The sequence below is a fragment of the Stenotrophomonas sp. YJH_SMC_33 genome (genome assembly GCF_059372295.1).
On record NZ_JCAFVJ010000010.1, the window covers coordinates 97,859 to 112,065 of the forward strand.

Annotated in this window: 12 protein-coding genes; 2 read left to right on the forward strand and 10 right to left on the reverse strand. The window is 66.5% G+C overall.

Features of this window, described 5'->3' with window-relative positions:
- Nucleotides 1-36 precede the first annotated feature (36 nt).
- The 6 genes from AC5P9W_RS15245 to AC5P9W_RS15270 form a co-directional block, all read right to left on the reverse strand.
- On the reverse strand, nt 37-1,458 hold the full coding sequence (locus AC5P9W_RS15245; RefSeq protein WP_111104699.1) for an efflux transporter outer membrane subunit: 1,422 nt from the start codon (nt 1,456-1,458) through the stop codon (nt 37-39).
- Complete coding sequence (locus tag AC5P9W_RS15250; protein ID WP_021203972.1) at nt 1,452-2,189, reverse strand: SDR family oxidoreductase; 738 nt, start codon at nt 2,187-2,189, stop codon at nt 1,452-1,454. The genes AC5P9W_RS15245 and AC5P9W_RS15250 overlap by 7 nt, the downstream gene beginning before the upstream one ends.
- Nucleotides 2,190-2,253: 64 nt before the next feature.
- Nucleotides 2,254-5,424 (reverse strand): efflux RND transporter permease subunit, encoded by a 3,171-nt coding sequence (locus AC5P9W_RS15255; RefSeq protein ID WP_111099298.1) that lies wholly within the window; start codon nt 5,422-5,424, stop codon nt 2,254-2,256.
- Between the two features lie 127 nt (nt 5,425-5,551).
- Nucleotides 5,552-6,778 carry an efflux RND transporter periplasmic adaptor subunit gene (locus AC5P9W_RS15260; RefSeq protein ID WP_019661223.1) on the reverse strand — a complete coding sequence of 409 codons (1,227 nt, stop codon included), beginning with the start codon at nt 6,776-6,778 and terminating at the stop codon, nt 5,552-5,554.
- A 91-nt stretch (nt 6,779-6,869) separates the two neighbouring features.
- On the reverse strand, nt 6,870-7,640 hold the full coding sequence (locus tag AC5P9W_RS15265) for an SDR family NAD(P)-dependent oxidoreductase (protein ID WP_019661222.1): 771 nt from the start codon (nt 7,638-7,640) through the stop codon (nt 6,870-6,872).
- On the reverse strand, nt 7,637-7,864 hold the full coding sequence (locus AC5P9W_RS15270; protein WP_329867484.1) for a hypothetical protein: 228 nt from the start codon (nt 7,862-7,864) through the stop codon (nt 7,637-7,639). Before AC5P9W_RS15270 ends, AC5P9W_RS15265 begins: the two co-directional genes overlap by 4 nt.
- A 146-nt stretch (nt 7,865-8,010) precedes the next feature.
- Between AC5P9W_RS15270 and AC5P9W_RS15275 the strand changes: the two genes are divergently transcribed.
- On the forward strand, nt 8,011-9,042 hold the full coding sequence (locus AC5P9W_RS15275) for a LysR family transcriptional regulator (RefSeq protein WP_005409107.1): 1,032 nt from the start codon (nt 8,011-8,013) through the stop codon (nt 9,040-9,042).
- 222 nt (nt 9,043-9,264) lie between these two features.
- On the opposite strand, the gene AC5P9W_RS15280 is transcribed toward AC5P9W_RS15275, so the two are convergent.
- Nucleotides 9,265-9,960: a YiaD family glycine zipper/OmpA-like lipoprotein gene (locus tag AC5P9W_RS15280; RefSeq protein WP_005416156.1), complete on the reverse strand. Its 696-nt coding sequence runs from the start codon at nt 9,958-9,960 to the stop codon at nt 9,265-9,267.
- Nucleotides 9,961-10,100: 140 nt separating this feature from the next.
- A complete protein-coding gene (locus AC5P9W_RS15285) occupies nt 10,101-11,516 on the reverse strand; it encodes a cryptochrome/photolyase family protein (RefSeq protein WP_021203977.1) in 1,416 nt (471 codons plus the stop codon).
- Between the two features lie 109 nt (nt 11,517-11,625).
- On the opposite strand from AC5P9W_RS15285, the gene AC5P9W_RS15290 reads away from it, so the two are divergent.
- Nucleotides 11,626-12,210, forward strand: coding sequence for a hypothetical protein (locus AC5P9W_RS15290; protein WP_021203978.1), 585 nt, complete (start codon nt 11,626-11,628; stop codon nt 12,208-12,210).
- A gap of 19 nt (nt 12,211-12,229) precedes the next feature.
- Here AC5P9W_RS15290 and AC5P9W_RS15295 read toward each other — a convergent pair whose 3' ends face one another.
- Together AC5P9W_RS15295 and AC5P9W_RS15300 are read right to left on the reverse strand one after the other, a co-directional pair.
- Nucleotides 12,230-12,844, reverse strand: a complete 615-nt coding sequence (locus tag AC5P9W_RS15295) for an inorganic diphosphatase (protein WP_021203979.1) — start codon at nt 12,842-12,844, stop codon at nt 12,230-12,232.
- A gap of 10 nt (nt 12,845-12,854) precedes the next feature.
- A complete protein-coding gene (locus tag AC5P9W_RS15300) occupies nt 12,855-14,204 on the reverse strand; it encodes a purple acid phosphatase family protein (protein ID WP_227854417.1) in 1,350 nt (449 codons plus the stop codon).
- Nucleotides 14,205-14,207: the final 3 nt, after the last annotated feature.

The following is a 14,207-nucleotide window of genomic DNA, read 5'->3' on the forward strand; positions in this document are numbered from 1 at the left end:
CAAGGGGACGGAAGTCCCTGCTTCCGTCCCCTGCGGTTACTGCGCCTGCGCCACGCTTGGCGGCTGCGGTGATTGACCCCAACCACCCAGCGCCTTGTACACACCCACCACGCTGACGTTGACGTCGGCCTCGGCCGCCGCCAGCGCATCATCGGCTGCCAGCTGGGTCCGCTGCGCGTCCAGCAGGGTCAGGAAGTCCTCCGATCCCTCGCGATAGCGGATCTGCGCCAGCGATTCGGCACGCCGAGCCGCCTGCGCCTGCTCCACCACGATTGCCAACCGTGCCTGCTGCTTGGAATAGCGGGTCAGCGCGTTCTCGGTGTCCTCCAGGGCGAGCAGTACCGCCTGTTCGTATTGCGCGGCCACGCCTTCGGCTTCAGCCTTGCTGGCACGCAGGCGCGCACGCACGGTGCCGAAGTCGAACGCGGCCCAGCTCAGCGAGGGCGTCAGCGACCAGGCCTTGTTGCTGCCATTGACCAGGCCACTGGCATCGCCGCCGAGGAAGCCGACGAAGCCTGACAGCGACAACCGCGGGAACAGGTCCGCTGTGGCCACGCCCACGCGTGCGGTAGCAGCGGCCAGGCGACGCTCGGCCACGCGCACGTCGGCGCGTTGGCGCAGCAGCTCGCGGGTATCGCCCAGCGGCAGTGCCTTGGCGAATGCCGGCACATCATGTGGTGCCAGCATCGCCGTCAGCACTTCCGGGCGCTGGCCCAGCAGCACGGCCAGCCGGTTGCGCGACTGCGTCTCGGCTACTTCCAGCAGCGGGATATCGGCCTCGATCGCCTTCAGGCGGGCGCGGCTGCTCTGCACGTCCAGTTCGCTGCCGGCCCCAAGTTCCCAGCGTGCTTCGGTCAGCTTCTGCGTATCGCGCAGGTTCTCCAACGTGTGCTGGGCCACTGCGATGCGCTTCTGGGTGCCACGCAGTTCGAAGTAGTTGCGCGCCACTTCAGCGGCAACCAGCACCTGCGCGTCGGCCAGGTTGGCCTGCTCGGCGTCCAGGTCGGCGCGCGCGGCTTCTGCAGCACGGCGCTTGCGGCCGAACAGATCCAGTTCCCAGCCGGCGTCGAAGCCGAGCTGGTAGCTTTCACTGAACACCCGCTGCCCACCCAGCTGCGGATCGGGTTGCTTGCGGCGGTCGTAACTGCCGCCTGCGGTGATGTGCGGGGCCTGGTCGAAACGGCTTTCGACGAACACAGCACGGGCCTGGCTGACGCGGGCCACGGCCACGCGCAGGTCTAGGTTGTCCGACAGTGCGCCGTGCACCAGCTCTTCCAGCACCGGATCGTCGAACTGCGCCCACCAGCTGGCCACCGGCGAGGTAGTGCTGAACACAGGCTGCTGCGCCCCCTGCAGCACCACCGGTTCTTGCACCGGCGCCTTGTAGTTCGGGCCGACGCTGACACAGCCCGCCAGCACCAGGCTGGAGACGGCCATCGCCAACGTGCGGATCACCATGGCAGCACCTCGCCCAGGTAGGTGAAGCTGCCGCTGGCACCGGATTCACCGATGAGTGCCATTTCCACGCTGGACCGCGCGCCTTCACTGATTTCGATCTCGCCGTTGCCGCCGTTCATGTCGGTCTTGACGTAACCCGGATGCACGGTATTGACCTTGATCGGCGTGTTGCGCAGTTCGTAGGCCAGGCTCAGGGTCCAGCTGTTCACCGCGGCCTTGGAGGCGTTGTACGCCGGGATCTTGAAATCGTAGATGCCCGAGGTCGGGTCGGCATGCAGGGTCTGCGAGCCGAGCATGCTGGACACATTGACGATGCGCCCGGACTTGGCCTGCCTGATCAGCGGCAGGAAGGCCTGGGTGACTGCCACCAGCGCGTAGACGTTGGTGTCGAAGGTGCGCTTCCAGGTCTCGAGCGATTGCTCCGACGGCGCCTGCGCGGGATTCTCGATCATGATGCCGGCATTGTTGACCAGGATGTCGAGGCGGCCATGGCGCTGGCGCACCTGCTCGACTGCCTCGGCGATGCTGGCCGCGTCGGTCACGTCCAGCTGCAGGGCTTCCACCGGCAGGCCCTCGGCCTGCAGCTTCAGGGCCAGCTCCACCGCCGTTTCGCGCTTGCGACCGGCCAGCAGCGTGTGCACGCCCGCCTGGGCCAGCTGGCGCACGGTTTCCAGGCCGATGCCACGGGTAGCGCCAGTGACCAGCGCGATCTTGTTCTGATGGGTGTTCATGGATTCATGCCTCGTGAGGGAAAAGCCGCCGCCGGCCGGTAGCCGGCGGCGGCGGGGTTCCATGTCAGTGATGGATGGTCGGTTCGCCATGCTGCACCAGCTGGCCGCCACCGTTGCGGGTAACCAGCTTGCGCAGTGCCACGTAGAACACCGGGGTGAGGAACAGGCCGAACAGGGTCACGCCCAGCATGCCGGCGAACACGGTGATACCGGTCACCGAGCGCACCTCGGCGCCTGCGCCATGCGACAGCACCAGCGGCACGGTGCCGGCGATGAACGCGATGGAGGTCATCACGATCGGGCGCAGACGCAGGCGGCAGGCTTCCAGCGCGGCTTCAACGATGCCCTTGCCGCCCATCTCCAGCTCTCTGGCGAATTCGACGATCAGGATTGCGTTCTTGCACGCCAGGCCCATCAGCACCACCAGGCCGACCTGCACGAACACGTTGTTGTCACCACCGGTCAGCCACACGCCGAACAGCGCCGACAGCAGGGTCATGGGCACGATCAGGATCACCGCCAGCGGCAGCGACCAGCTCTCGTACAGCGCGGCCAGCACCAGGAAGGCCAGCATGATCGCCACCGGGAACACGATGAAGGCGGCCTTGCCCTGGGTTGCCTGCTGGTAGCTCAGGTCGGTCCATTCGGTGGTCATGCCGACCGGCAGTACCTTGCCGGCGATCTCGGTCAGCTTGGTCATCGCCTCGGCCGAGGACAGCAGGCGCGGGTCGGCCTCGCCGGCCAGGTCCGCTGCCGGGTAGCCATTGAAGCGCAGCACCGGATCCGGGCCGAAGGTCTGCTTGATGGTGACCATCGAACCGATCGGCACCATCTCGCCACGATCGTTGCGGGTGCGCAGCTTGCCGATGTCCTCGACCGTCTCGCGGAACGGACCGTCGGCTTGGGCGATCACCTGCCAGGTACGGCCGAACTGGTTGAAGTCGTTGACGTAGGCCGAACCCAGGTAGGTCTGCAACGTGTCGAACAACTCAGTGAGCTGCACGCCCTGTGCCTTGGCCTTGACGCGGTCCACCTCGGCATCCAGCTGCGGCACATTGGCCTGGTAGCTGGAAATCGGGAAGGCCATGCCCGGGGTCTGCGCAACGGTGCCCTGCATCGCCTGCACGGCATTCTGCAGTGCGCCGTAGCCCAGGTTGCCGCGGTCCTCGATGAACATCTGGTAGCCGTTGCCGTTACCCAGGCCGAGGATCGGCGGCGGCATCATCGCGAACGCGAAGCCCTCCTGCAGGCCAGCGATCTTCTGGTTGATCTCGGCGTTGATCTGCGCGGCAGTGCGGCCATGGCGCTCGGCGAACGGCTTGAGCGGAATGAACGCCACACCGGTGTTGGGCGTGTTGGTGAACTGCAGTGCATTCAAACCCGGGAACGAGATGGTGTGGGCCACGCCATCGGTTTCCTGGGCGATCTTGGCCACCTTGCGCAGCATTTCATCGGTGCGTGCGATCGACGAACCTTCCGGCAGCTTCACGCCGGCAATCAGGTACAGCTTGTCCTGGGTCGGGATGAAGCCCGGCGGCACCAGCTTGAAGATCACGCCGGTACCGACCAGCAGGATCGCGTAGACCACGAACACCGCACCACGACGGCCGAGGATGCGGGCCACGCCACGTTCGTACTTCTCCGAGCTGGACTTGAAGAAGCGGTTGAACGGACGGAACACCCAGCCGAACAGGCGGTCGATCAGGCGGCTCGGGCCGTCCTTCGGCGCACCATGGGCCTTCAGCAGGCGCGCGGCCAGGGCCGGCGACAGGGTCAGCGAGTTGATCGCCGAGATCACCGTGGAGATCGCGATGGTGACGGCGAACTGCTTGTAGAACTGGCCGGTGACACCGGACAGGAACGCCATCGGCACGAACACGGCGCACAGCACCAGCGCGATCGCCACGATAGGGCCGGACACTTCGCGCATGGCCTGGTGTGCCGCCGCAGTGGGCGACAGGCCTTCCTCGATGTTGCGCTCGACGTTCTCCACCACCACGATCGCATCGTCGACCACGATGCCGATCGCCAGCACCAGGCCGAACAGGCTCAGCGTGTTGATCGAGAAGCCCAGCACGTACAGCGCGGCAAAGGTACCCACCACCGACACCGGCACCGCGATCAATGGAATGATCGACGCACGCCAGGTCTGCAGGAACAGGATCACCACCAGCACCACCAGGGCGATCGCTTCCAGCAGCGTGGAGACCACGGCCTTGATCGAGTCGCGCACGAAGATGGTGGTGTCATACACCGCTTCGTACTTCACATCGGCCGGCATGGTCTTCTGCATCTCGTCCATCGTCGAGATGACCTGGTCGCGGATTTCCAGCGCGTTGGCACCCGGCGACTGGAAGATGCCGATACCCACCGCGTTCTTGCCGTCCAGCTGCGAGCGCAGGGTGTAGTCGCCCGCGCCCAGTTCCAGGCGGGCCACGTCGGACAGGCGCACGATCTCGCCATCCGTGCCGCTCTTGAGCACGATGTCGCCGAATTCCTTTTCGGTCTTCAGCCGGCCCTGGGCATTGATGAGGGTCAGGAACTTGCTGTCCGGCAGCGGTTCGGCGCCGAGCTGGCCGGCCGACACCTGCACGTTCTGCTCGCGCATGGCGCGCACCACGTCGCTGGCGGTCAGGCCGCGCGACGCCACCTTGTCCGGGTCCAGCCAGGCACGCATGGCGTAATCGCCGCCACCGAAGATCTGCGCGTCACCCACGCCCGGAATACGCGCCAGCGCATCCTTGACGTGCAGGCGCGCGTAGTTGCGCAGGTACAGAGTGTCGTACTTGCCTTGCGGCGAGGTCAGGTGCACCACCATCAGGAAGGTGGGCGACTGCTTCTGCGTGGTCACGCCCTGCCGGCGCACGTCCTCGGGCAGGCGTGCCTGTGCCTGCGCCACGCGGTTCTGCACCTTCACCGCCGCCGCGTCCGGGTCGGTGCCCGGGCGGAAGGTGACGGTCATCTGCAGCACGCCGTCCGAGCCAGCAACCGACTTCAGGTACATCATGCCTTCGACGCCGTTGATCGCCTCTTCGAGCGGGGTAGCAACGGTCTCGGCAATGACCTTGGGGTTGGCGCCCGGATACACCGTGCGCACGACCACCGACGGCGGCACCACTTCGGGGTACTCGCTGATCGGCAGGATTGGAATCGTGATCAGGCCTGCGGCGAAGATCACGATCGACAGCACCGCCGCGAAGATCGGCCTGTCGATGAAGAAGCGGGAAAAGTCCATGGAGGAATTCCTGGGAAAGGCATTCGGCGGGCAACAGCCGCCCCGCCCCTCGCCAATATGACGAAGGCAGGGAAGGCTGCCGCTGGCGCCGGCAGCTAAGCGGGGACGCGGATCAGGAGCGGGCGGATCAGTGGTTCAGCGCAGCGGTGGCATCGCGGCCCGGTGCGGGCTTTGCGGCCGGTGGCTGCATGGCCACCGCCTTGGCCTGCACCGGCATGCCCGGCATGAAGACCTTCTGCACACCGTCGATGATGACCTTGTCACCTGCGGCCAGGCCATGCTCGACAATGCGCAGGCCGTCGGCGGTACGGCCGAGCTGGATGTCGCGGCGCTGGGCCTTGCCATCCTTGTCGACCACATAGACGTACTTGCGGTCCTGGTCGGTCAGCACGGCCTTGTCGTCGATCAGCAGGGCCTGGAACTGGCCGCTGCCAAGCAGCTGCACGCGGGCGAACAGGCCCGGTGTGAACTGGCGGTCGGCGTTGTCCAGCAGCGCACGGACGCGGATGGTGCCGGTGCTGCGCGCCACCTGGTTGTCGAGGAAATCGACCTTGCCCGAGTGCGGATAGCCCTCTTCCCCCGACAGGCCGACCTTCACCGGCAGCTCGCTGTCCCGCTCGCTCGGGCGCTCGCCCTTGCGCGCCATCTGGGCGTAGCGCAGGAAAGTGCTCTCGTCGGCATCGAAGTAGACGAACACCGTGTCCAGCGAGACCAGCGTGGTCAGCACGCTGGCGCTGTCGCCAGCAGTGACCAGGTTGCCGGCGGTGACCATCGCGCGGCCGGCACGGCCGTCAATCGGCGCGCGCACCTTGGTGAATTCCAGGTTGAGCCGGGCTGCATCCAGGGCCGCCTGCGCGGCCTGCACGGCAGCCCCCGCCTGGTCGGCAGCCGCGCGACGCTGCTCGGCGGTCTCGGTGGAGATCGCCTGCTGCTCGGACAGCCGCTTGGCACGCTCGGACTCGCTGCGGGCCAGGCTGGCCTGGGTGCGGGCACGGGCCAGCTCGGCGGCTGCGCGGTCGTACTCGGCCTGGTAGCTGCGGGCGTCGATGGTGAAGAGCACATCGCCCTTCTTCACTTCCTGGCCTTCGACGTAGTTGACCTTGTCGATGTAGCCGGACACGCGCGGGCGCAGTTCAACGCTCTGTACCGCTTCGACGCGGCCGCTGAACTCGTCCCACTGGCTGACCTGCTTGACCAGCACCGGCGCGGCGCTGACCTGCGGCGGCGGCGGTGCACCGGCCTCTTCGGCATGGCCGCCGCTGCAGGCCGCCAGCACGGCCGCGGCGAGGATCGACACGCCAACCATCGCAATGCGATGGCCGAAACGATGTGGGGTGGTATTGGGGGAAGTCATGGCATGCATCCGTACGGAGGGGTGGTACAGCAATATGGGAACGTGTTGCAAAAATCGGCGGCGCATACTGCGACCTCAACCTTGGTCGAGGTCAAGCGACGCCTGCGGTATCGCGCCACAAAGGGGGAACTTCCAGGTGCAGCAGGCCGCGTGGCAGTTCGGCATCGCTGCTGTCGCAGCGGACGATGGCGCGGTTGTCCCGGCAACCATCGAGCAGCGAGACCACGCGGCGGCCGACCAGCAGCGAGCTGGGCCACTCGATGCAGGCGTTGGCCGCGTTGGCCGGGGTACACACCGGGCTGCAGACTTCCAGCATCTGCGCGCGCACGCCCAGCGCCTGCGCTTCCTGATGCACCACCTGCGCGTACATGCGCAGCGCGGCGGTAGTGATCGAGGTCTCGCCGTAGCCCGCCCAGGGCTTGGCGCTGGCCGGGCTGCCGATCATCACATAGCGCCGCGCATGCACGTTGTCCTGCAACAACGGCAGCAGGTGGCGCACCGCATGCACATGCGGCATCAGGTCGGCCTGCATGGCCCCGAGCAGCTCCTCGCCGTTGCGGTCGATCACCCGGCCGCGACGGTAGGGCCCGCCCATGGCCGCGATCACCGCGGCCAATGGACGCGGGCGCTGCCCGATGCGTTCGGCCAGGGCGCGTGCCGAGCCGTCATCGCTGAGTGAACCCAGCAGCGTCTCCAGGCCCGGCTCATCGGCGAACTGCTCATGCAGCGCAGCCAGCCGGCCCGGATCGCGACCGACCACCAGCACCGGACTGCCGGCTTCCAGCAAGGCGCCGACCACGCCCTGGCCCACGGCACCGGTACCACCGAGGACCAGAACTTCGGGCGTCAGTATCCCATTCACGGGACATTTCCTCCCAAATCCGGGATAGTCCCGATCCGGAGCAGCCGGTCACCCTTGTGGGGGGCCAAGCGGATGGCGCCGCCACGCTGCTGACGCATGGGCGCGGTAAACTCACGAAAGTCCTTGTTTACCAAGGAACTCGGACGGGCTTCGACGGTCATCGCCAGGTCCAGGGTGCTCTGGCCGGCGTTCCGGAGTCGGGCAAGAATGTTGCGCAGGCTCATGGCGGAAGGGCTCCAATTAACGAATGGCGCCACGATAGACCTCAAACCTTTACTTGATTAGTCCTGATTAAGGGGAATAATCATCCCGCTCCCGGTCCAATCGTTCTGTCACGATTGTCCCATCCCCGACGTCCAGGATCCCGACCATGTCCCACGATCTCAACGAGACGCTGATCTTCGTCAAAGTGGTCGAGCAAGGCAGCTTCATTGCCGCTGCCAAATCGCTCGGCCTGCCCAAGACCACGGTCAGCCGCAAAGTGCAGGAGCTGGAAACGCGCCTGGGCGCGCGCCTGCTGCACCGGACCACGCGCCGCCTCGGCCTGACCGAAGCTGGTTCGATCTACCACGAACATTGCCAGCGCATCGCACGCGAGCTTGAAGAGGCCGAAAGCGCGGTGAGCCAGCTGCAGTCCGGCCCGCGCGGCTGGCTGCGCTTCACCGTGCCCTATTCGATCGGCATCACCTGGATCGCCCCGCTGCTGGGCCAGTTCCATGCGCAGTACCCGGAGATCCGCCTGGACATGCACATGGGCAACGAAAAGCTGGACCTGATCGCCGGTGAAGCGGACCTGGCGCTGCGCGTGGGTGCCCTGCCCGATTCCAATCTGGTCGCGCGCAAGCTGGGCAGCCTGCGGACGCAGGTGTTCGCCAGCCCGGCCTACATCGAGCGCTACGGCGAGCCGCTGCATCCGGAAGAACTGCAGTTCCATCGCATCCTTGCGATGCGCAAGCCGTACCACACCGGCAACTCGCCGCGCTTCACCTGGCAGCTGGGCGAGAACGGTGGGGAACTGCGCGACTTCCCGGTTACCCCGCTGATGACCGCCAACGACATGTCTGCGTTGAATGGTGCATTGGTCTGTGGCGAAGGCCTGCTGCTGACCGGCGACGTGATGGCCAAGCCGTTCGTTGAATCGGGCATGGTGCGCCGCGTGCTGGCCGGCTGGACCGGCCCGGAAGTGGACTTCAACGCCGTGTTCGCCGGCGGCCGCCTGGTCTCGCCAAAGGTGCGTGCGTTTGTCGACTTCCTGGTCGAGAAGCTCAACTTCGATGCCAATTACATGCTGGCGCAGTGCCCGGGTGCGAAGCTGGCGCAGCAGCAGAAGGAAAAGGAAGACGCCGCTCTGGAAAGCAGCGGCAAGCGGATCCTGGAGAAGGTGGCCGCTTCGGCGGCGTAGCCGGGGGTATCCACGCATGGCGTGGCTCTACCCGGGCGCGCGATGCCGGTTTCTGTAGCGTCGAGCCACGCTCGACTGCCTCTGGTGAGTCGAGCACGGCTAGACTCCGCATACGCCATCGGCGTGCCGAGCAACGCTCGGCACCCACAAAAATGCCGCCTGCAAGGGCGGCATTTTCGCTCCGGCCGATGGCCGGACCGGCTCAAGCAATAACGCTACGCGTTACTGCTTGAGCGGAATCACCCGAATCTCGACGCGGCGGTTCTTGGCACGGCCGGCGTCGGTGCTGTTGTCGGCAATCGGATACGCCTTGCCGGCGCCCAGCGTTTCGATACGTACGCTCTGCACGCCCTGGCCGATCAGGTACTGGGCGACCGAGTCGGCGCGTTCCTTCGACAGTCGGTTGTTCACAGCGTCGCTGCCGATGCTGTCGGTGTGGCCGACCACTTCGATCATGGTCTGGTTGTACTCACGCAGCGTACCGGCGACGCCGTTGAGCGAGCCGTAGAACTGCGGCTTCAGGGTGGCCTTGCCGAAGTCGAAGGTGATGCCGTCCGGCAGGTTCAGCATGATGTTGTCGCCCTGGCGCTGCACATCGATGCCGGTGTTGGCAGTGCGCTCGCGCAGCGCGCGTTCCTGGCGATCCTGGTACTGGCCGACCGCGGCGCCGCTGAGCGCACCGATACCGGCACCGATCAATGCGTGCTGACGGCGCTCGGTGGCGCTGTCGCCGGTCAACAGGCCGGCAGCCACGCCGATGGCGGTACCGATCAGCGCGTTACGACCAGTGCGGTTCTGCTGCTCGGTCGGATTGCCGTACTGGTCACTCTGCACGTAGGAGCCGCCGGTGGCGCAGGCCGACAGGACGGCCGCACTCATCAGGGCCAGTGCGACGTTGCGGGTGGTGTTGCGGATCATGAGGTTCTCCTTGGTTTCCGGACGGGCCGGCGGCTTGCGGGCGCAGAGAGAATAAACAGCCCGATGCGACGTCGGGATGATGATCCGGTGCGCCGACAGGGCCGCGTTCAGCTAACTGACCGGATCGCTCGGGTCACCCTTTACCCCGCCCCCGACTGGCGGTATGCCGCCAATGCGGCGTCGCGGCCCGCGGCCAGGTCCACCAGCGGCGTACGCGGATAGCCCGGGGCATGCGCCGCCAGCAGCAGCGGATGCTGCCACGGCGCAAACCGGGCCTTCACCGGCAGCGCGGCCAGTTCGGGCACCCAGCGGCTGATGTACCGTGCCTGCGGATCGAATTTCTCGGCCTGAGTCACGGGGTTGAACACCCGGAAGTACGGAGCGGCATCGGCGCCAGTCCCGGCCACCCATTGCCAGCCCATGGTGTTATTGGCCAGGTCGGCGTCGACCAGGGTGTCCCAGAACCAGCGCGCGCCATGCAGCCAGTGCGCGCGCAGGTGCTTGCACAGGTAGCTGGCCACGATCATCCGCACCCGGTTGTGCATGTAGCCGGTGTGCCACAGCTCGCGCAGGCCGGCATCGACGATCGGCACGCCGGTATTGCCGCGCTGCCAGTCGTGCAGCTGCGTGGCACTCGGAGTGGCCCACGGGAAACGGTCGAAACGCGGGTTGAGGTTGTCGGTCGGCGTCTTCGGGAAGTGATGCAGCAGGTGGTAGGCGAAGTCACGCCAGCCCAGCTGGCGCAGGTAGCCGTCGATGTCGGCATCGGTGGCCGCACTGCGCAGCCCTTCCAGGGCTTGCGCAATGCGCCACGGCGCGATCTCGCCGAAGTGCAGATGGGGCGACAACCGCGAGGTCCCGACACGGTCCGGCAGGTCACGCTGCTCGCGATACCCGCGAAGGGCACCGTCTTCAAAGACGGACAGTGCTTCCAGCGCACCGGCTTCACCCGGCTGCCAGTGCTCCCAGAAGCCGGTATCCCAGTCCAGCGTCGGTGCCAGCTGGAGATCATCCAATGCCAGGCTGTCGACCGCGTGCGGCGCCAGTGCTTCCGGTGCAGCCTGCAGTGCCGGCAGGCGCCAATGACTGAGTACATTGCGCCAGTACGGCGTAAATACCTTGTACGGCTGGCCCTGCTGGGTGGCAATGTCCCAGGGTTCGAACAACAGGCTGCCATTGCAGCTCTGCGCGTCGATGCCCTGCTCGCGCAGCGTGCACTTGATGGCCGCGTCGCGGGGCTGGGTGGCCGGTTCGTACTTGCGGTTCCAGTACACCGCCTCGGCGCCCGCCTGCTCGATCAGCAACTGCAGGGCCGGCAGGCTATCGCCGCTGCGCAGCACCAGCGAGGAACCCCGCGCGCGCAGGTCCGCATCCAGCGCGGCCAGTGAACGGTGGCGCCAGGCATCGGAGGCCGCACCCGGCACCCATTCGCCTTCCTCGTGCGGCGCGTGGATGTAGACCGGCACCACATCGTGACCTGCATCCAGCGCGGCCTGCAGGGCCGGATTGTCCTGCAGCCGCAGATCACGGCGGAACCATACCAACGCTACCGACACAGGCACTGCCTTCGTTGTGGAAGGCGCACATGATAGCCAGCGGTGGTGAAGGAGATGCGCGCAGACGCCGTCTGCTAGGCTGCACGGCCGCTACCCGTTGGACTCTGACATGGATGATCTGCACGCCTCATTCGCCCGCTTCGGGCTGCTGCATGCCCAGCACGAGCGTGACTGGCAGGGCCCGTTCCCGCTGCCCCCCGTACTGGCACGTTTTTACGCGCAGGTGGGGCCGCTGGGCGAAGAGATCAATGCCAGGGTTGGCCGCGCCGGCATCACCGTTCCCGGCCTTGATGTCTGGATACCGCCACTGCAACGCCTGTGGAGCCAGCAGGCCGGCTATCGATGGCACGGCGTCAGCGGCGAACGGATCAACGACTGGCCATCGAACTGGCTGGTGATTGCCGATCGCAGCGCCGATCCGTTCATCCTCGACCTGGACGATGGCCGTGTACTGTTCAGCCATCACGGTGCCGGCCTGCTGGATGCCGGCGAGATCACCGCCGATGTGCCGACCCTGATGGCGGCTCTGGCTGCAGCGGGCACGGTATACCTCGATGCCGGCGATGACCTCTACAACGACGATGATGATGGCGGCATCCGCCCTGAACACCACGAGGCAGCAGTACAGGCGGTGGCCCGGGTACTGGGCGACCGCCTGCAGGCCGAATCGTTCATCGAGACGTTGCTGGACTGAATCCACGCATGGCGTGGATCTACTTTTCGAAGCGCTTCATCGCTTCGCTGATCAGTGCCCTCGCCTCGGCGGCGTTGCCCCAACCGTTGAGCTGCACCGGGTTGCGCCCGGCCGGCAGGTCCTTGTAGACCCGGAAGAAGGCCTCGATGCGCTGGCGCTCGACCTCCGGCAGATCCTTCAGATCGCGGATCGTGGCGTAGGTCGGGTCGACCTTGTCGGTCGGTACGCCGATGATCTTTTCGTCGTGCTCGCCGCCATCGATCATCTTCAGGTAACCGATCGGCCGGAAGCGCACGATCACGCCCGGATGCAGGGGTTCACGGGTCAGCACCAGCGCGTCCAGCGGATCGTTGTCGCCAGCCAGCGTGCGCGGCATCGAACCGTAGTTGGCCGGATAGGCGACCGGCATCGACTGGAAGCGATCCACATGCACCAGGCCGTCTTCCTTGATCTCGTACTTGGTGAAGCTGCCGGCAGGAATCTCCACCGCCAGGTGAACTTCATCCGGGGCCTGCTTCGGCTGGTCGGCCAGGAACGGGTGCAGCACGGTATCGGCAGCGGTCACTGCACTGGCCAGCAACAGCAGTGCCGCACCGATGGCAGCGAGAGGAACGATGCGGCGGTGCGTGGTCATCGGCATCTCCTCATTCCCAGCAGCGGTCGGTACGACCCTTGGCGGTCTGTGCGCGCGGGCAGTCGCGTGGCGTAACGCGGCCTTCGGTCAGCTCCGTGCGCTGCTTGCCCCCCTTGGCATCGCGGCGCAACTCGAAGGCATCGTAGAGACGACCGGTCACGGTACGCGCCTCATAGCGCAGGCGCTGCGGACCGATGTTCAACACCTGGAACAGCTGGGTGTCCTCGGCCACCGGATCCATCGTCTTTCGTGCCTCGTCGGAGAGACGGTACTGCTTGGGGCCGGCCACGGTCACCACGTACTGCGGGGTTGCGGCATGCCCTTCGCCACGGCGGCCGTAGGTGTGATCGTGGCCCTGCAACACCAGGTCAACATTGTGGCGGCGCACCACCGGCAGCAGCACGTCACGCAACGCGGCGTTCTCGCGTCCTTCGCGCGGCGAGTAGAACGGCTGGTGCAGCAGCACGATGGTCCACGGCTGCCGATTGCCGCCCAGTACCTTGTCCAGCCACTGTGCCTGTGCCTTGGCGGTGCCCAGGTCGAGTGCCGATGTGCCATCGACCACGGCCACGCGCACGCCCTGCGCATCGAACCAGTAGCTGGTCTGGTGCGCGGCGGTGGCACCATTGCCCGGCAGCGCGAACGTCACCGGCCAGTGGCGGCCCAGCACGCGGCGCTCCTGCGGGGTGTCCTCGAATTCCTCGAAGTACTCGTGGTTGCCGATGGCCGGCGCCACCAGGGTCTCCTGCGCCAGCCAACTGGTCGCAGCGAACCACTCACCCCACTCGCTGTCATCGGCACCATCACCTCCACTGACCAGATCGCCAGCGAACAGGCTCATGCGCGCCTCGGGTGCAGCCTTCTGCGCGGCACGCACCACCCGGCTGACGTGGCTGATGTTCTTGTTCTGGGTATCACCGAAGTACAGCAGGGTCAGCGGCTGGTCGGCGGCGGCCAGCGTACGCAGCTGGTTCCAGGCGCTCCAGCTGCCATTGCCCTGCACGCGGTAGACGTACAGGGTATCCGGCTGCAGGCCATCGATATCTGCTCGATGGTGGTGTGACAGCCCGTTCTCGGTCTGCAGCGCGCGGGTCGTCGCGTGTATCTGGCGGATGCCCTCGATGGCGGGCGAATCCCCGGCGGGGGCAATCTCCAGCAGCGGTGCCTGCACGCTGCCGTCGGTACGCCAGGCCACGGCGAACCCATGGCTGGGATCGGCCGACGGGGAGGCGACGATGCGGTCAGGTACCGTCGTCGCCGCGTAGTGGCGGCTGCCCGCCGGCACCTGGGTATTGGCTTCGGCTGCTGCGAACGACAGCGACGGTAGGGCCAGCAGCAGGCCCAGTGCCAACGTAGGCATCAC